General features: G+C 66.6%; 19 protein-coding genes. 16 read left to right on the top strand and 3 right to left on the bottom strand.

What is annotated here, in order from left to right:
• Positions 1 to 302: 302 nt before the first annotated feature.
• Both HRJ34_RS02785 and HRJ34_RS02780 read left to right on the top strand, forming a co-directional pair.
• Positions 303 to 2,411: a ParB/RepB/Spo0J family partition protein gene (locus HRJ34_RS02785; RefSeq protein ID WP_208633278.1), complete on the top strand. Its 2,109-nt coding sequence runs from the start codon at positions 303 to 305 to the stop codon at positions 2,409 to 2,411.
• Between the two features lie 82 nt (positions 2,412 to 2,493).
• The gene (locus tag HRJ34_RS02780) at positions 2,494 to 2,673 is read left to right on the top strand and encodes a hypothetical protein (protein ID WP_208633277.1); all 180 of its coding nucleotides are present in this window, start codon (positions 2,494 to 2,496) and stop codon (positions 2,671 to 2,673) included.
• Positions 2,674 to 2,766: 93 nt separating this feature from the next.
• On the opposite strand, the gene HRJ34_RS02775 is transcribed toward HRJ34_RS02780, so the two are convergent.
• Entirely contained in the window at positions 2,767 to 3,075 is a 309-nt protein-coding gene (locus tag HRJ34_RS02775) for a type II toxin-antitoxin system RelE/ParE family toxin (RefSeq protein WP_208633276.1), read from the bottom strand.
• A gap of 2 nt (positions 3,076 to 3,077) precedes the next feature.
• Entirely contained in the window at positions 3,078 to 3,356 is a 279-nt protein-coding gene (locus HRJ34_RS02770; protein WP_208633275.1) for a type II toxin-antitoxin system ParD family antitoxin, read from the bottom strand.
• A 390-nt stretch (positions 3,357 to 3,746) separates the two neighbouring features.
• Here HRJ34_RS02770 and HRJ34_RS02765 point away from each other — a divergent pair, with 390 nt between their 5' ends.
• The gene (locus HRJ34_RS02765; RefSeq protein ID WP_208633274.1) at positions 3,747 to 4,055 is read left to right on the top strand and encodes a DUF736 domain-containing protein; all 309 of its coding nucleotides are present in this window, start codon (positions 3,747 to 3,749) and stop codon (positions 4,053 to 4,055) included.
• An 88-nt stretch (positions 4,056 to 4,143) separates the two neighbouring features.
• Here HRJ34_RS02765 and HRJ34_RS02760 read toward each other — a convergent pair whose 3' ends face one another.
• Entirely contained in the window at positions 4,144 to 4,905 is a 762-nt protein-coding gene (locus HRJ34_RS02760; protein WP_208633273.1) for a hypothetical protein, read from the bottom strand.
• Positions 4,906 to 5,183: 278 nt separating this feature from the next.
• Here HRJ34_RS02760 and HRJ34_RS02755 point away from each other — a divergent pair, with 278 nt between their 5' ends.
• The 13 genes from HRJ34_RS02755 (at position 5,184) to HRJ34_RS02695 (ending at position 16,165) form a co-directional block, all read left to right on the top strand.
• Entirely contained in the window at positions 5,184 to 6,026 is an 843-nt protein-coding gene (locus HRJ34_RS02755) for a DUF932 domain-containing protein (RefSeq protein ID WP_208633272.1), read from the top strand.
• A 243-nt stretch (positions 6,027 to 6,269) separates the two neighbouring features.
• The gene (locus HRJ34_RS02750) at positions 6,270 to 6,521 is read left to right on the top strand and encodes a helix-turn-helix domain-containing protein (protein WP_208633271.1); all 252 of its coding nucleotides are present in this window, start codon (positions 6,270 to 6,272) and stop codon (positions 6,519 to 6,521) included.
• A gap of 139 nt (positions 6,522 to 6,660) precedes the next feature.
• Entirely contained in the window at positions 6,661 to 6,924 is a 264-nt protein-coding gene (locus HRJ34_RS02745; RefSeq protein WP_208633270.1) for a DUF2285 domain-containing protein, read from the top strand.
• A gap of 159 nt (positions 6,925 to 7,083) precedes the next feature.
• The gene (locus HRJ34_RS02740) at positions 7,084 to 7,863 is read left to right on the top strand and encodes a DUF2285 domain-containing protein (RefSeq protein WP_208633269.1); all 780 of its coding nucleotides are present in this window, start codon (positions 7,084 to 7,086) and stop codon (positions 7,861 to 7,863) included.
• Positions 7,864 to 7,980: 117 nt separating this feature from the next.
• The gene (locus HRJ34_RS02735) at positions 7,981 to 8,247 is read left to right on the top strand and encodes a helix-turn-helix transcriptional regulator (RefSeq protein WP_208633268.1); all 267 of its coding nucleotides are present in this window, start codon (positions 7,981 to 7,983) and stop codon (positions 8,245 to 8,247) included.
• A 6-nt stretch (positions 8,248 to 8,253) separates the two neighbouring features.
• Positions 8,254 to 9,147 carry a replication initiator protein A gene (locus tag HRJ34_RS02730; RefSeq protein ID WP_208633267.1) on the top strand — a complete coding sequence of 298 codons (894 nt, stop codon included), beginning with the start codon at positions 8,254 to 8,256 and terminating at the stop codon, positions 9,145 to 9,147.
• A gap of 271 nt (positions 9,148 to 9,418) precedes the next feature.
• Complete coding sequence (locus tag HRJ34_RS02725) at positions 9,419 to 9,940, top strand: DUF2840 domain-containing protein (RefSeq protein ID WP_208633266.1); 522 nt, start codon at positions 9,419 to 9,421, stop codon at positions 9,938 to 9,940.
• Entirely contained in the window at positions 9,937 to 10,515 is a 579-nt protein-coding gene (locus HRJ34_RS02720) for a S26 family signal peptidase (RefSeq protein WP_208633265.1), read from the top strand. Before HRJ34_RS02725 ends, HRJ34_RS02720 begins: the two co-directional genes overlap by 4 nt.
• A complete protein-coding gene (locus HRJ34_RS02715) occupies positions 10,496 to 10,828 on the top strand; it encodes a DUF736 domain-containing protein (RefSeq protein WP_208633264.1) in 333 nt (110 codons plus the stop codon). The genes HRJ34_RS02720 and HRJ34_RS02715 overlap by 20 nt, the downstream gene beginning before the upstream one ends.
• A 4-nt stretch (positions 10,829 to 10,832) precedes the next feature.
• Positions 10,833 to 11,735: a lytic transglycosylase domain-containing protein gene (locus tag HRJ34_RS02710; RefSeq protein ID WP_208633263.1), complete on the top strand. Its 903-nt coding sequence runs from the start codon at positions 10,833 to 10,835 to the stop codon at positions 11,733 to 11,735.
• 259 nt (positions 11,736 to 11,994) lie between these two features.
• On the top strand, positions 11,995 to 13,725 hold the full coding sequence (locus HRJ34_RS02705) for a relaxase/mobilization nuclease domain-containing protein (RefSeq protein WP_208633262.1): 1,731 nt from the start codon (positions 11,995 to 11,997) through the stop codon (positions 13,723 to 13,725).
• 20 nt (positions 13,726 to 13,745) lie between these two features.
• Positions 13,746 to 15,749, top strand: a complete 2,004-nt coding sequence (locus HRJ34_RS02700) for a conjugal transfer protein TraG (protein WP_208633261.1) — start codon at positions 13,746 to 13,748, stop codon at positions 15,747 to 15,749.
• Entirely contained in the window at positions 15,746 to 16,165 is a 420-nt protein-coding gene (locus tag HRJ34_RS02695) for a CopG family transcriptional regulator (protein WP_208633260.1), read from the top strand. The genes HRJ34_RS02700 and HRJ34_RS02695 overlap by 4 nt, the downstream gene beginning before the upstream one ends.
• The last annotated feature ends 68 nt before the right edge of the window (positions 16,166 to 16,233 follow it).

Raw genomic sequence — 16,233 nt, 5'->3', positions numbered from 1 at the left:
GAACGGACATTAGGTCAGCGAGGACACCCCGCAACGCCCCGTTCGGCATAGCCATGCCGATCCGTAAATCCGCCCTGGCGGATTTGCATTTTCCTGTCCGCCGCTGGCGCGGCGCGGTGCTTGGGGCTCTGCCCCTGGCGCACTTCGGATCGGCTTCCGCCCAGCTTCCTCCGCGCTTCGCGTTCCGTGCAGCCGGTTCCCCGCGAAGCCGCCCCTCCGTTTGCACCCCCGGTCTCGCCGACGGGCAGGGTTTCAGCGCGGCGCTCCGCTGCGCAGAAACCCAGACCCAAGGAGTAAGGAAGATGACCGATACCATTCAGACCGAAACGACCCCCGGCGACGCGAACGGCGCGGTGGTTTATATCCCCCTCAACAAGCTCAAAAAGCACCCGCTCAACGCCCGCAAGAAGCCGCATAGCGAGGCGTCTATCGAGGCAAAGGCGGCGAGCATCCATGCCAAGGGCATCCTGCAAAACCTTGTGGTGGAGCCGGAGTTCAAGGCCAGCGGCGAGCCGACCGGCTTCTATCTCGTTTCCATCGGCGAAGGCCGCAGGCAGGCGCAATTGCTCCGCGTGAAGCGCAAGCAGATCAAGAAAACTGAACCGATCCGCTGCGTCATCGATACTGTGAACGACCCGAGCGAAATCAGTCTGGACGAGAACGTCAACCGCGAGAACCTGCATCCCGCCGACGAATATGAGCGGTTCCACGAACTGTCCCGCGACAAGGGATGGGGCGCGGAGGAAATCGGCGCGCGGTTCGGCAGGTCGCCGGACTTCGTGAAGCGGCGGCTTCGGCTTGGCGCGGTCAGCCCGAAGCTGATCGAGGTCTATCGGCAGGACGGCCTTACGCTGGACCAGTTGATGGCCTTTACCGTCAGCGAGGACCATGCCCGGCAGGAACAGGTGTTCGAGAGCCTGTCGTGGAACAAGGAACCGGCGCTGATCCGGCGCGACATGACCGCTGGCAAGGTGCCGGGCACCGACCGGCGGGCCGTATTCATCGGGCCGGAGGCGTATCAGGAAGCGGGCGGCGTCGTCATCCTTGACCTGTTCACCGAAGGCAGCAGCGGCTATTTCGAGGATGCGGGCTTGCTCGATACCCTCGTTGCCGAACGGCTCCGCGAGATCGCGGCGGACGTGCTGGCCGAGGGCTGGAAATGGGCCGAGGCAAGCATCGACTTCCCGCACGATCATGGGATGCGGCGCTACTATCCGCAGACTGTCACCCTGTCCGACGAGGACGAGGCGCGGCTTGCCGAAGCGGCGGCGGAGTATGACGATCTGATCGAGGGCTATTCGTCCGATGACGAGATGCCCGAGGACGTGGCGGCGAAGGTCGAGACGCTGGACGCCGAGATCGACGCCATCACCGTCAAGCGTTCGGCCTATGACCCGGACGTGATCGCGCGGGGCGGCGCGTTCGTGATGCTCAATGCCAACGGGATGCCCCGGATCGAGCGCGGTTTCGTTCGCGTCGAGGACGAGCCGAAGCCCGAGCCGGAAGCCGAGGACGGGACGGCTGAGGACCGGAGCGTCAAGGATGACGAGCAGGATATTGAGGACGAGGACAATGCGGAGATCGAGGATGCCGACGATGGCAAGCCGATCCCTGATAGCCTCATTCGCGACCTGACCGCACACCGGACGCTTGGCCTTCGCCTTGCGCTTGGCGAGCAGCCGGGCGTGGCGATAGCCGCCCTGACCCATGCCTTGGTGTTGCAGCTTTTCGCTCACGGCCATGACGACACCTGCCTCCAAATCCGCACGAGCAGCACGGACCTTGGCATGGACGCCGAGGGGATCGCCGACACCAAAGCCGGCGAAGCGTTGGCGGCGCGTCACGACCGTTGGGCGGAACAACTGCCCGGCGACGTGGCGGACCTGTGGGCGTTCATCGTGGCGCTAGACGGGGACAGCCGGGAGGGGCTGCTGGCGCATTGCGTGTCGCTCACCGTCAATGCCGTGAAGACGCCGTGGGAGAGAAAGAACCGCGCGCTGGCGGCAGCGGACGTGATGGCGGAGGCTGTGTCGCTCGACATGACCGCCAACTGGACCGCAACCAAGGCCAGCTATTTCGGGCGCGTCACCAAGGCGCACATCGCCAAGGTGGTGAACGAGGCGGTGTCCCCGGAGGCGGCGGAGCGGATCACGCCCATGAAGAAGCCGGACATGGCCGAGGCGGCGGAACAGCTTGTTGGAGCGACCGGATGGCTTCCCGCGATCATGCGGACGCCCGAGCCGGAACCCGAAGCGAGCGCACAGCCGTCCGAAGCGGAGGCCCCCGATACCGGAGCGCAGGACGGCGATGCGGTGGAGGTCGAAGCCGTGGAGGCCGTGACCGATGAACAGCCGTCCGAGGCGGAAACGCAGGATAGCGACGCATCGGAATATTCGGCCGCCGCCGAATAGGTGACGGGCCGGGGCCGCTTCGGCGGCCCCGGCTTTCGGGCGTCGGTTCCCCATAGGGGGCCGCGCCGATAAGATAGCGAACATGGTCCAGGTCTATCTGATCGAATGCCGCTATTGCCGTGGCGACGGCAAATCGCGGATCAACGGCATCCCGCAGTGCGACAGCAGTTGCTCCGCCTGTGGCGGGGATGGCGACCTCACCGTCGAAGAACGGAACCTCGAACATAGTGACAGGTTGCGCGGGCCGGGCTGGCACGAGTGAGAGACGCTGAAAAACGGCCGCGCACCCGATGGTGCGCGGCCGTTTTGTTGTGTGGGGAAACCGTGGCTCGCCGGGCAAGGCCCGGCTCGCATTCTATGAGTCTTCGTCCAACAGGGTCTCGAAATCCCGGCCGCCGTAGAAAACCCCGACGACGACAACCGCCTTGTCGTCCACCGCAAAGGCGATCGTCACACGCCGCCGCCAAGCGATCGTTCGCAGGCCCGGCCGCAAGTCGTCGCGCATCGTGCCGCGATTGGGGAAGTCGGTCAGCTTGCCGATATGATGGAGGATGCCATCGGTGAAACGTCGGGCGATCTCGGGGGAAGCTGCGGCAGCGATATAATCGTAAATGTCATCGAGATGGCCGCGCGCTTCCGGCGTGACGATAATGGAATGTCCCACGTTCAGGCGCGCTTGGCGGCCCGCTCGTGGCGTTCGGCCAGACCGACGCGCACATCGTCGAGCGGGATACCGCGCGAAGGATCGGCCTGGTAGGCGTCAAAAGCGGGCACGACCTCATTGCTCAGCCAGTGCTCGACAGCCCGGTCGCGCGCCTGGAGCGCGCGCAGCCCGTCACGGATCACTTCGCTTTCGCTCGCATACTCGCCCGAGGTCACCTTGGCGCGAACCTGCGCCGCCATCTCGTTCGGCAGCGTCACGCTGAACTGCTGGGTCGTTCGCATGGATACACACTCCTTATCGGATGGGATTTAATCCTATCGGCACGAACCTTCAAGGCCGCTCTTGGAATGAAGTCCGCGCAGCCAATTCAGATGGTGCGAATGCGCCCACCCACCATCGCCGTCATACTTCGTCTCTACCATCACCACGCCCCCACGCGGCCTCTTCAATGGCTTGATCTGGCCGAGCTTCGCCCGCCTTCCCGCAACAGCGCCGGTCAACCTTTTTCCGCCACGCGGCCAAGGCCGCGCTTTGCATCGCGAAGCAAAAAAGCCGCTCGCCGCCGTCTCCGCAATGCTCGCCCCAAGGGGTGCAGGTCGGTCGCCGCCCGTCCGGTCGATCGCCATCGAGGCCGCGATAGGCGCGGTCCGATAGCAGAAAGGAATGACGACATGAGCATCAGCGGCCACTTCACCACCACCGAGACCGGCATTGCGGGCGAGATCCGCTTCTTTGGCGCCCGCGAGCAGGTTGCGCTCCGCCGCGTCGAGAAAACGGAAAACGAAAAGTCCCCCGACTTCCGCATCCTGGCAGCCGACGACGAGCGGATCGACTATGGCGCGGCCTGGGCCAAGACCAGCAAGGACGAGCGCAGCTACATCTCGCTCAAGCTCGACTCTCCGCTGTTTGCCGGACCGACCTACCCGACGCTCAATGAAACCGAGGCGACCGGCGAATATGAACTGGTCTGGTCGCGCTGACCGGCTGTGCGCCCCGCCCACCGGGCGGGGCGCTCTTTTCCTTCCATCTCCCGACGACAGGATCGGCGCTGGCGCCGCCCGGCGCGCTTCAATTTGACGGGTGAAGAGTCGCCAGATGCTCGCGGCTCTTGGCAATGACGCCGGCGACAAAGGTGAAACTGGTCGACAGCACCGAATCCAGCGCCGCGTTGTCGATGCCTTGGCCCGCGACCCGGTAGCTTGTCACGATCTGGACGCCGACGTTCGGGAACGGTTCGGCCGCCTCCCAAATCGGATAGCTGTCGTTCGCCGCAAAATGATCCGCCGGCATCTCGACAATTTTGTGCTGCTGCGAGCCGGGCGGGAACCATTGAACCGCGAGCGCGCCAGCGGTTCCGGTCGCCAACTCCCAATGCTTCGCTTCGCGCGACAGGACACGGACCAGTTGGAGATAGAGCAGATAAGGGCGATGCGCCTCGCGGGCGGCCGCGAAAATATCGATCCACGCCGGCTCCAAATGCGGGGCAACCTTCTCGCCGATGGCCTTGGCATAGGCGGCATCGTCCTGCTCGATCGAGAAATAAAGGTTCCTCGGATTGGGTAGGCCGGCGGATTTGCGCGCCGCGGCCGTGACATGATCGAGCGCGTGGACGAGATTGTTGGCGACATCGGCCAGGATCGGCTTGGCCCGGCGCTGCACGTCCCGGTCGATCCGCAACTCGGCGCGATGCTGGCCGTCGGGCGACGTCGAGCGTCCTATGTTCCACAGCAGGCCGGCGCCGGCGCCAAAGAGCCTGCCAAGCTCGCGGTTATGCGCTTGGGCACGCTCGAACAGCAGTTGCGCGTCGTCGAGAAGATCCGTTGCCGCCATGCTTCCGCCTTAGCCGCCCGGCCGCCCGCGCGCCATCACAACCCGGACGGACGGCCGAGCAGAATTCTTGTGCGCCGCAGACACGGCGCGGTGCTTGGGGCGCTGCCCCTGGCGCCCTTCGGAGCGGCTTCCGCCCAGCTTCCTCCACGCTTCGCGTTCCGTGCAGCCGGTTCCCCGCGAAGCCGCCCGCTCCGGTTGCACCCCCGGTCTCGCCGACGGGCAGGGTTTCAGCGCGGCGCTCCGCTGCGCGGAAACCCAGACCCAAGGAAGGAACGACCATGTATCACCAACTCGCCACCCGGTTCGGCCGCAATAGCCACCAGATCAGCGGCCGAGAGCCGCTCGACAACGAGGCGCTCTATCGCCACGTCCCTTCCATCTTCGCCCGCGAAGCGCACGACAGCCGTTCGGACCGCTATGTCTATGTGCCCACCATCGACATCGTGGAGGGGCTGCGCCGGGAAGGATGGTTCCCATTCTTCGCTGTCCAGTCCGTTCCCCGCGACGGCAATCGCCACGGCCATGCCAAGCATATGCTGCGCCTGCGCCGGGAGGACGGCATCGGCAAGCCGGAGGCCGCCGAAGCCATCATCGTCAACAGCCATGACGGCACGTCCGCGTTCCAGCTATTTGCAGGAATGCTGCGTTTCGTCTGCACCAACAGCATGATTGCGGGCGAGCGGTTCGAGGAAGTCCGCGTGCCGCACAAGGGCAACATTCAGGACGACATTATCGAAGGCGTCTATACCGTCGCCGAGGACTTCCCCCGGCTGATCGACGCCAGCGAGACGATGAAGGAGACCCGGCTTTCCAGCGACGAGCAGCGTTTGCTTGCCGAGGTGAGCCTTGTCGCCCGCTACGGTGAGGATGAAAGCCCGATCACCCCGGAGCAGATCATCGAGCCGCGCCGCCGCGAGGATGTCGGACGGAGCCTATGGAGCACGTTCAACGTCATTCAGGAGAACGTCGTGCGGGGTGGATTGCAGGGCCGCAAGCGCAACGCCGAAGGCCGCATCCGCCGAAGCCAGACCCGCGCAATCAACGGCATCGACCAGAATGTGACTCTCAATCGCGCGCTCTGGACGCTGGCCGAAGGCATGCAGCGCTTGAAGGCGGGATGACCACTTGCCGCCGTAGGGCTGGATTTCCGGCCCTGCGGCTTCGCCTTCCCCAGACCGCACAAGCCGCCGATCCCCTCGCCGGATCGGCGGCGGCCGCGCGTCCCGATGGACCGCACGGCCGCTGAAGTGACGCGCTCGCCAGGCATTCGCCCGGCTCGCGTTTGGGATATTCCCATTCTCCCAAGGCGACTATAATAGTCGTTTTCATAGCGAACGACGCGCGGGTTGTGGAGGTCATCGTGCATGATCACTTCCCGCCAGGTGCGGGCCGCTCGCGCACTTCTCGGTTGGACACAGGAGATGCTTGCAGACAAGGCCCTCGTTGCTCTGACCGCGCTCAAGCGCTTGGAATCGGAGAACGATCTGCCTGTGCGCGAGGACACGCGGCACCAGGTGGCCAAGGCGCTGGAGGCGGCTGGGATCGTTTTTCTCGATTCGGATCGGGGCCAGGGCGTGCTGCTCGTGAGCAATTCGCGGCGCGAACAGCGCAAGTAACGAATAGCGGTGCGCTTCCGATTATGCGCGCATCGTCAGACTGCCATAGCAGAGACAGTGCAGTTACTTCGCTCCATTATGGTGTATATTAGGTGAATCAGCAGGCGCAGGGGGCAATGGCTGAAGGCGGAGCGGAGCGATGGCGATAGACGCTTTCGATGAGCGCGCGCCCGACGCGCCCCATGTCACCACCTATGACGAACGCCATCACCGGACCTATTGGCGTCTCCTCGACGCGGCTGCCGAAAAGGCCGATTGGTGCGAGGCCGTGCGGATCATCTTCGGGATCGACCCGGCCGCTGAACCCGAACGCGCGCGCCTTGTCTATGACTCCCATCTCGCCCGCGCACATTGGATGTGCGACACCGGATACCGCTACTATCTGCGCCCGTCCGGCTCCTAGCGGCGAACCCCCGCCGCACGGCGACGGTCCGAAAATCCTGTCAAAACGCTGACTTGAATCCGCTATGCGGCCGCCCACTCGGCAGGGCTTCTCCGCAATGGCGGGCCTGAGAACATCTTCCAACGCGCTCCACAGAGGGCCATGCTTGGGAGGATCTCGATGCCGCCTGAGAAGGACTGGCGCGCGCCCCCGGATGAAGCCGGGGACGACGCGCTGCAATATTCCGACATCGCCATCGGCTACGTCAGCCGCAATGACGGCTATCGCGCCGACTACCGCCGCGCTCTCGACCGCGTGGGGCGCGGTGCCATCACTGCCGACGACGCGACCGCCGCGCTGGTGCGGCGCTGGGGTATCAGCTTCCACACCGAGCCGTCGTCAGCCTTCGATCCGAAGCTGGCGGTGGCGCGGCTCGACCTTTCACCCTCCAGCATCGTGCTTGCGCCGTCGCTGGACCGTATCGGCGGGGTGCCGCGCCTCGACATGAAAATGCTGGGTGCCGTCCGCGCGCGGATCAGAATAGGTGACTTCCTGCATTTGATCCTCGCCGACAAAGACGGTGACGAGCATCTCTGGGTGTCGGGTTCACTCGACCGGCCGTTGGCGATGATGTTGCCGATCGGGACCGATCCCTTCGCACGCCTCGCGTCCGCCGAGCGGTTTTGCCGCCGCCTGCTCGGTATGGCGGCCGGCCCCCCGGTGCTGTGTCCGCCGCCCTTCCGGCGCAGGCATCTTCTCAAGCTCCTGCGTGTGCTCGACGGCCACCATGCTGGTGCCAGCCGCAGGGAACTGGCCGCGACGCTAATCGACGGCGAAGCCCGTCAATACGGTGCCGCCGAATGGGTCGAAAGTCGCGAGCGCAAGCGCATCGGCCGGTGGATCAATGAAGCCGTCGAGTTACGCGACGGCGGCTACATCCGCCTGCTACGCGGCGGTTAGGGGGACATTTCCAGCCCCCTCGGCGCTGTCCCTTCTCCGCGCTGGGCTCGTTCGCCACCATGCCCTCCTGTCCGCCGGTCCCGCCCTTGGGGGCCGGCCATCACCAGGAGGATCATCATGGAACAGCCTGTGGCCGTCACCACGCCGCGCTATCTCAAGACGCCCGACGCTGCGATTCACCTTGGCCTCTCGGCCCGGACGCTGGAGAAGCATCGCTGCTTCGGCACCGGCCCGGTGTTCCGCAGGCTCGGCGGCCGCATCGTCTATGCGATCGACGACCTCGACACCTGGGCCACGCTCGGCACCCGCCGCTCCACATCCGATCCGGGGCATGGCGTGGTCCATCCCGCCAAGCGACTGCCCGCCCACAGCGGGTTGCGCTGAGCGCCAATGCGCGCCGCACACTCCCTTTCCGGCCGATCCGGCGCCGAGCGCACACAGCTTGAGCTGTTCCGTTCGGTCCCCGGCGACCTCGCTGTCCGCGATGCGCAGGACTTGATGGCCTGGCCGTTCTTCAGCCTCGCCAAAGCCAGACGCACCGCGCCGATCGACTTTCGCATGGGCGCGACATGGATTTCGGTCGAGGCCGTGCCCGAGCACGGCATGGCGACTATTTGGGACGCCGACGTGCTGATCTGGGCAGCGAGCCAGCTCATCGAGGCGCGCGATGCGGGGCGGCCGACCTCGCGCCTCATGGTGACGACGCCGCACGAGATACTGGCCTTCACCCGGCGCGGCACCGGCAAGGCGAGCTACGAGCGACTGAAGGCCGCGCTCGACCGCCTGCAATCCACGACCGTCGCCACCTCGATCCGGCAGGAGCACCAGCGCCGCCGCCATCGTTTCTCGTGGATCAACGAATGGCGGGAGCTGGCGGACGGCAATGGCCGTGCGCTCGGCATCGAGCTGATCCTGCCCGACTGGTTCTATGCCGGCGTTCTCGACCGCGCGCTCGTGTTGACCATCGACAGCGCCTATTTCGACCTCACCGGCGGCCTTGAACGCTGGCTCTACCGCATCGTGCGCAAGCATGGCGGGCGGCAGGAAGGCGGCTGGAGCTTCGATGTTCCGCACCTTTACCTCAAGTCCGGCGTGCTCTCGCCGCTCCGGCGCTTTGCGTTCGAGCTGCGCGCCATCGTCGCCCGCCAGCCGCTCCCCGGCTACGTCCTCACGCTCGAACGGGCGCTCGGCCGCGACCGGCTCAACTTCACCCCAATCCGCGTCGATCCGTTCGACGCTGCCATGCGACGCGTCGGCCTCAAGCCTGTGGGGAGCCGGCCATGAGGTTCGGACTATCGGGAACGGCCGGACTCGGACGATCGGGAACGCGAGACTCGGACTTTCGGGAACGCGCGGGCCCCGCAAACCCGCAGAAATCCTCGCGGAATCGGCCCCCTTCTAACAGTGCTAATAGAAAAGAATCCTTCGGATTCTTGCTAACGGTGCGCGCCGCTGTGGACAGGGCAGCACCGTTCGCAGGCTCGGCGTTCGGTCAGCGGACAGCCTCCCGGCATCGCACCGCACCCTTCGCGACCCGCATCCCTGGAGACCTCCCATGATCGACGGCCGGCCCCCCGCCGTCCGCGGAGGCGGTGCGTTTAGCGCACTCGCCCGCGACGGCCTCACCCATGTCGAGCTGACCTGGATCGAGAAGAAGCTGGAGCACTGGATACGCTTCGGCCGGATCGCCCAGGACCGCATCCTGACCCGCCGAACGCGCGTCGTCAGCTTCCGTCCGGGCGCTGTCTTCGCCTTCGTCCGCTGGGCCGCCAACGACTTCGGCACGATCGTTTCGCGCATCGACGTCGTGCAGGCCGTCGCCGCCAACGAGCCCTATGCGACGTTGCCGTTCGTGCGGCCGGGTGGGAACATCCTGCTCAAGATCGAGGGCTGGCCCAAGGTCCAACAGGTGCTCGCCGCGATCGACGCGGTAGAGGCGGCCGGCGTCGATCCTTGCGACGCCGCGGCCGATCACTGGCGGCACGTCCATAATCGCATCGCCGCCGGCCATCAGCCGCGCACTTACACGATCGAGCGCCATAGCGCCTGGCTCAAGCGCCGGGAGATCGAGGGATGAGGCACCGTCGCTATGTCAAGGCGACGGCCATCGCCGCATCCGCCTTCGCGACCGCGTTTGTGGCCATCGCCGTTGTCGATCCGGTGCCCCGCGTCATTTTTAACGCCAGCGCCAGCGCACCGATCGGGCTCTACCGCATCCATCCCGACAGCGATCCGCCCACCGGCGCGCTGGTCGCCGTCGTGCCACCCCAACGGCTGGCGCGCTGGCTTTCGGCGCGCGGCTATCTGCCCGAAGGCGTGCCGCTGCTGAAGCATATCGCGGCGAAGGCCGGGCAGCGGGTCTGCCGAAACGGCAACGCGATGAGCGTCGATGCCCGACCCGTCGCCATCGCCCGCGCGCGTGACGGCCAGGGCCGGCCGCTGCCTGTCTGGCAAGGTTGCCGCACGCTGCGAACGGGCGAGCTGCTGCTGCTCAATCCCGCCCATCCCGACAGTCTGGACGGCCGCTATTTCGGCCCGCTCCCGGCCTCCGCCGTCATCGGACGCGCCACGCCGCTCTATCTGCGCGCGCCGTCCGCACCGCCTTCCACCCCCGAAGCCAAGGAGATCGGCCATGCCGAGGAACATCTTTGAACCCACCGCCAACGGCTATGCCGGCCTTGTCCGGCTGTTCGGCATTAACGAGGCGATCGTGCTTGTCGCCCTCGATCCGAGCGATGCCGAGAACGCGCCCGACTATCGTGTCCACCTCGACGACGAGGACGGCCCCGATGTCGGCGGCGGCTGGAAACGGGTCGGCGAACGCGCGGGCGATTACGTCGCGCTGGAGATCGACAGCCCGCTCTTTGGGGCGCCGTTCCGGCCGGTGCTGTTCCGCGCCGATGACGAGGGACGGAAGCTGCGGCTGTCCTGGAAACGTCCACGGCCGCGCGAAGACCGGAGTTGATCCGGTGTCTGTTCCGGTCATCCCTCTGTTCGCGGGAAAACCGTCTCATCCCTCCGTCCCGCTCGGTCGCAGGCCGGCCGGCGTGCGCAGCGAAGGTCAAGGGCGGCCCCCGGCCGGTGCTCCGCGCGCACCCATTGCCGGAGCGAGCACGCTGGCAGGCTGGCGGCGGAGCGGGGGCGGGTCGGCCGCGCTGCTCGCGATCCTCCTGCTGTTTGCCTCGGGAGCTGCGCCCGTCGCCGCGCTGGCGCAGGACGCGTCGGCCGAGCGGACGGCCGAACGCCATCCCTATGCCGGCCATGTGGCCGAGGCAGCGCAGCGCTTCGGCATCCCCGAACGCTGGATATGGGCCGTCATGCGCGTCGAGAGCAACGGCGATGTCCGCGCCATCTCGACGGCCGGGGCGATGGGGCTGATGCAGATCATGCCAGGCACCTGGGCGGGGCTGAGCGCGCGTCATCGCCTCGGTTCCGACCCCTTTGATCCGCGCGATAACATCATGGCGGGCGCGGCCTATCTGCGCGAAATGCACGACCGCTACGGCAACGTGACGGCGATGCTGGCCTCCTACAATACAGGGCCTGGCCGCTACGACGAGCATCTGTCGCGCGGCCGTCCGCTGCCCACCGAAACGCGCGCCTATCTCGCAAAGCTGGCGTCGATTACCGGCAGCGCGGACGACACTCGGCTTGCCGCCGCACCGTTGCCCGATCCTCTCGCATGGCACCGCGCCGCGCTGTTCGCGGCGCGGCCGGACGCGCTTTCGACTGCGCCGCCGTCCGCCGTCGGCACGGCATCCGACGCGCAGCCGGAGCGGCCGTTTGCCGTCCGCACCGAGCTTGCGATGACCGATGCTCCCCCGCCTTCCAACGGCCTGTTCGTCCCTCTTTCCGGGCGGCCGCCGCAATGAGCGACCCTAGCGCGCGCTGGCGTTTCCCTTCGCAGCCTTTCGCAGCGCGGGCAGGGGGAAGGGCTGACTTTTTCAAGGGGGAAGGTCGAGGGCAAGATAAAGGGCGGCAATGTGCGAAACCATTTTGCCCCGGTCGTAGCCTTGATTCTCAAGGCTTTGGGGCATTGCTGCGCAATGTGTTCGGAAAACCCGCACTGTGCGGCGCTGGCCGAACGCCAACCGCCGCGAGGGTTTTCCGCACAGTGCGATACTTCGCGCCATGAGCGGCGACGATGATTTCCACATCCGGCCTGGCCGCATCCGCTCGCGGGGCAGCCAGCGCGCGCTGCCGATCATCGTCCAGGCGATCGCCGCCGCCCAGCGTGCCGGCGGTCATATCTCGCGCCGGGGCCGGATCGTCGCACCCGGCCGCTCGACCTTTGGGCGCGGGCGGGTCGCCAGCCTGCGCGCCACCCACCGGCTCGGCCACCGATCGCGCCAGGTGATCGTCAAGGCGCGTGTCGTCCGGCACGGCGGCCGCGCCTCGCTGGCCGCCCACCTCAATTATCTGCAACGCGATGGCGTCACCCGCGATGGCGAACGGGGGGTTCTGTTCGGCGCAGAGGCCGAGGGCCTCGACCGCAATGCGTTCGCCGCGAATTGCGAGAATGACCGCCACCATTTTCGCTTCATCGTCTCGCCCGAGGATGCGCCCGAGCTGGGCGACCTCAAAGGCTTCACCCGCGAGCTGATGACGCGGATGGAAGCCGACCTCGGCACCCGCCTCGACTGGCGGGCCGTCGAGCATTGGAACACCAACAATCCCCACGTCCACATCATCGTGCGCGGTGTCGGCGAGGACGGACAGAACCTCGTCATCTCCCGCGATTATATCGGCGAAGGGATGCGGGCCACGGCGCGCGACATCGTCACCCGCGAGCTGGGGCTGCGCAGCGACTTCGACATCCGCCAGTCGCTGGAGCGGCAGGTCGAGGCCGAACGCTGGACGGAGATTGACCGCGACCTGTCGCGCACGATGCAGCGCGAAGGTCTGATCGACATGGCAACCGAGCCCGGTGTCCGGCCGGACGGCGATCACGCGCTCAGGATGGGCCGGCTGCGCAAGCTGGAGCGGCTCGGCCTCGCCACCGAGATCGGGCCGGGCCAGTGGGCCATCGCGGCCGACGCGCAAGGAACCCTGCGCGCGCTGGGCGAGCGCGACGATATCATCAAGCGGATGCATAAGGCGATGGGCGATCGCGGCATCGATCGGGGCGCCGCCAGCTATGTGCTCGACGCCGATCCCGGCCAGCCCGTAATCGGGAAGCTGGTCGATCGCGGCCTGCATGACGAGCTTACCGGCGGCGCCTACGCGATCGTCGACGGCATCGACGGGCGCACCCATCATATCCGCTTTGCCGACATCGAGGTGACCGGCGATTGCAAACCCGGCGCGATCGTCGAGTTGCGCCATTTCGAGGATCGCAACGGCCGGCAGCGGGTCGCGCTTGCGGTGCGCTCGGACATGGATGTGTCCGCGCAGGTCCGCGCGCCGGGCGCGACCTGGCTCGACCGGCGTAACCTGTCGAGCGACGGCCGCGATCTTGGCGGCGGCTTCGGGACAGAAGTGCGCGCCGCGATGGAGGCGCGCGCCGAACATCTCGCCGACGAAGGGCTGGCGCGGCGTCAGGGCCAGCGCGTCATTTTCGCACGCGGCCTGCTCGATACGCTCCAGCGGCGCGAGCTGGATGCTGTCGCCAAGGATTTGTCGGCCGGGATCGGCCTGCCGCACACGCCGTCCAAGGCGGGCGAATATGTCGCCGGCACCGTGCGCCAACGTCTGACGCTCGCCTCGGGCCGCTTCGCGATGATCGACGACGGTCTGGGATTCCAGCTCGTGCCTTGGTCTCCCTCGCTCGACCGCCAGATCGGCAAGCACATCTCCGGCGTCATGCGGAGCAATGGCGGCGTCGACTGGTCGTTCGGACGCGGCCGGGGCCTCGGCTTGTGAACCGCCAAAGGAGTTAATTCATGTCCGCAACCAAGATCCTGTGGGGCCAGATCATCATAGTGTTCCTGATCGTTCTCACCGGGGTGTGGGGCGCGACGCAATGGACGGCTGGGGAGCTCGCGTATCAGCCCGAGCTGGGGCCGCCGTGGTTCGTGGCTCTCGGCTATCCCGTCTATCCGCCGCCGGCCTTCTTCTGGTGGTGGTTTTCATTCGACGCCTATGCGCCGCGCATCTTCGAGAAAGGCGCGTTCATCGCCGCGTCGGGCGGGTTCGCGTCGATCGCCGTCGCGATCGGAATGTCGGTATGGCGCGCGCGGGAGCTGAAGAACGCCCAGACATACGGGTCAGCGCGCTGGGCCGAGCAGGGCGAGGTTCGCTCCGCGGGATTGCTTGAACCGAACGGCGTTATGCTCGGGCGGCTCGGACCCGACTATCTCCGCCACGACGGGCCGGAGCATGTATTGTGCTTCGCGCCGACACGCAGCGGCAAGGGCGTCGGTCTGGTCGTGCCGACCCTGCTCAGTTGGCCGGGCTCGGCGATCGTGCATGACATCAAGGGCGAGAACTGGCAGCTTACCGCCGGCTTTCGCGCCCGCCACGCGAGGGTCCTGCTGTTCGACCCGACCAACCCGTTATCTGCCGCCTACAATCCCCTGCTCGAAATCCGCAAAGGGGCCTGGGAAGTGCGCGACGTGCAGAACGTCGCCGACGTGCTGGTCGATCCAGAAGGCAGTCTCGAGAAGCGCAACCACTGGGAAAAAACGTCCCATGCGCTGCTGGTCGGCGCGATCCTCCACGTCCTCTATGCCGGCGAGGACAAGACGCTCGCCGGCGTGGCCGGCTTCCTGTCGGACCCGCGCCAGCCCATCGAGACCACGCTCCTCGCCATGATGACGACGCCGCATCTCGGCGAGGCCGGCGTCCATCCCGTCGTCGCCAGCGCCGCGCGCGAGCTGCTCAACAAATCGGCTAATGAGCGGTCGGGCGTTCTCTCCACCGCCATGTCGTTCCTGGGACTCTACCGTGATCCCGTCGTCGCGCAGGTCACGCGGACTTGCGAGTGGCGTATATCGGATCTGGTCGATGGGGAGCGACCGGTAACGCTCTATCTGGTCGTTCCTCCCAGCGACATCTCGCGCACCAAGCCGCTTATCCGCCTCATCCTCAACCAGATCGGGCGCCGTCTCACCGAGGAGCTGACCCCGAAGTGGACCCGCCACCGCGTGCTCCTGATGCTCGACGAGTTTCCGGCGCTGGGGCGACTGGACTTCTTCGAGTCCGCCCTGGCCTTCATGGCCGGCTACGGATTGAAGGCGTTTCTGATCGCGCAAAGCCTCAACCAGATCGAGAAGGCATATGGGCCGAACAACGCGATCCTCGACAACTGTCATGTCCGCGTATCGTTCGCCACCAACGATGAACGCACCGCCAAGCGCGTTTCGGATGCGCTCGGCACCGCCACCGAGATGCGAGCGATGAAGAATTATGCTGGCCACCGGCTCTCGCCCTGGCTCGGTCATCTGATGGTCTCGCGATCCGAGACCGCCCGGCAGCTCCTGACCCCCGGCGAGGTGATGCAGCTTCCGCCCGACGACGAGATCGTCATGGTGGCCGGCGTGCCGCCGATCCGGGCCAAGAAGGTGCGCTACTTCAAGGATCGGCGGTTTACCGAACGGGTGCTGTCGCCGCCGGATCTGAGCATTGGACGAAACCGGGCGCGGCCCGACGACTGGAGCGCCCTGCCGCCGGTCGCCGCGCCGCCGCCACCCGAACCGCCGCAGCAGGATCAAGCGCGCGAGGCCGCGGGTGAGGATGAGGATGAGAACGCCGGGCTATGTCGGCAGCCCGACATCGAGCGGCATATCGACATCGCACCGCCGCCCAAGCCCGCGCCCGCCAACGAGTTCGAGATGGACGAGCCGGACGCCGACACCGACGCCGCGCGGCAGGCGGCGGTGCGCCGTCAGATGCAGGGCGCGGCGCGGCAAGCCTCGCTCGATCCCGGCGATGGCATCGAGCTATGACTACGAAAACCCCGTTATCGGTCTATCTCGACCCGGCGCTGATGCAGTCGCTCGCGGCCTATGCCGACCGCAGGAGCAAATCGCGCTCGCTCGTCGCCGAGGCGGCAATCGCATCGTTCCTCTCGCCCGATGCCGACGAGCAGCGTGAGGGGGCCATCGCGAAGCGTCTTGACCGTCTGGACCGGCGCATGACCCGGCTTGAGCGCGATGTCGGGATAGACGTCGAGATGATAGCGCTGTTCGTGCGCTTCTGGCTGTCGAACACGCCCCCACCGCCAGAGGCCGAGCGCGATGCCCTGCGCCGGTTGGGGAACGACCGCTACGATGCCTTCATGACCGCGCTCGGTCGCCGACTCGCGAAGGGACCGAAGGTCGGCCAAGAGATTGGCGAGGATATCCCGCCCCGGGACGAATGAGCGCCTACGCTGCTCCCTGTCTTTCTTCGCCAGACTACGACGCCTGCATTTCCTTGTTGTATCCCGAC

The organism is Rhizorhabdus wittichii (genome assembly GCF_017607425.1).
In the GTDB taxonomy this organism is placed as follows: domain Bacteria; phylum Pseudomonadota; class Alphaproteobacteria; order Sphingomonadales; family Sphingomonadaceae; genus Rhizorhabdus; species Rhizorhabdus wittichii.
The sequence above is the reverse complement of the archived record's forward strand: the minus strand, read 5'-3'. Positions and strand labels throughout refer to the sequence as shown.

Excerpts from the sequence above, each read along its gene's own strand:
- HRJ34_RS02785 (WP_208633278.1), top strand. The coding sequence starts at position 303 with ATGACCGATACCATTCAGACCGAAACGACCCCCGGCGACGCGAACGGC.
- HRJ34_RS02780 (WP_208633277.1), top strand. The coding sequence starts at position 2,494 with ATGGTCCAGGTCTATCTGATCGAATGCCGCTATTGCCGTGGCGACGGC.
- HRJ34_RS02770 (WP_208633275.1), bottom strand. The coding sequence starts at position 3,356 with ATGCGAACGACCCAGCAGTTCAGCGTGACGCTGCCGAACGAGATGGCG.
- HRJ34_RS02765 (WP_208633274.1), top strand. The coding sequence starts at position 3,747 with ATGAGCATCAGCGGCCACTTCACCACCACCGAGACCGGCATTGCGGGC.
- HRJ34_RS02760 (WP_208633273.1), bottom strand. The coding sequence starts at position 4,905 with ATGGCGGCAACGGATCTTCTCGACGACGCGCAACTGCTGTTCGAGCGT.
- HRJ34_RS02755 (WP_208633272.1), top strand. The coding sequence starts at position 5,184 with ATGTATCACCAACTCGCCACCCGGTTCGGCCGCAATAGCCACCAGATC.
- HRJ34_RS02750 (WP_208633271.1), top strand. The coding sequence starts at position 6,270 with ATGATCACTTCCCGCCAGGTGCGGGCCGCTCGCGCACTTCTCGGTTGG.
- HRJ34_RS02745 (WP_208633270.1), top strand. The coding sequence starts at position 6,661 with ATGGCGATAGACGCTTTCGATGAGCGCGCGCCCGACGCGCCCCATGTC.
- HRJ34_RS02740 (WP_208633269.1), top strand. The coding sequence starts at position 7,084 with ATGCCGCCTGAGAAGGACTGGCGCGCGCCCCCGGATGAAGCCGGGGAC.
- HRJ34_RS02735 (WP_208633268.1), top strand. The coding sequence starts at position 7,981 with ATGGAACAGCCTGTGGCCGTCACCACGCCGCGCTATCTCAAGACGCCC.
- HRJ34_RS02730 (WP_208633267.1), top strand. The coding sequence starts at position 8,254 with ATGCGCGCCGCACACTCCCTTTCCGGCCGATCCGGCGCCGAGCGCACA.
- HRJ34_RS02725 (WP_208633266.1), top strand. The coding sequence starts at position 9,419 with ATGATCGACGGCCGGCCCCCCGCCGTCCGCGGAGGCGGTGCGTTTAGC.
- HRJ34_RS02720 (WP_208633265.1), top strand. The coding sequence starts at position 9,937 with ATGAGGCACCGTCGCTATGTCAAGGCGACGGCCATCGCCGCATCCGCC.
- HRJ34_RS02715 (WP_208633264.1), top strand. The coding sequence starts at position 10,496 with ATGCCGAGGAACATCTTTGAACCCACCGCCAACGGCTATGCCGGCCTT.
- HRJ34_RS02705 (WP_208633262.1), top strand. The coding sequence starts at position 11,995 with ATGAGCGGCGACGATGATTTCCACATCCGGCCTGGCCGCATCCGCTCG.
- HRJ34_RS02700 (WP_208633261.1), top strand. The coding sequence starts at position 13,746 with ATGTCCGCAACCAAGATCCTGTGGGGCCAGATCATCATAGTGTTCCTG.
- HRJ34_RS02695 (WP_208633260.1), top strand. The coding sequence starts at position 15,746 with ATGACTACGAAAACCCCGTTATCGGTCTATCTCGACCCGGCGCTGATG.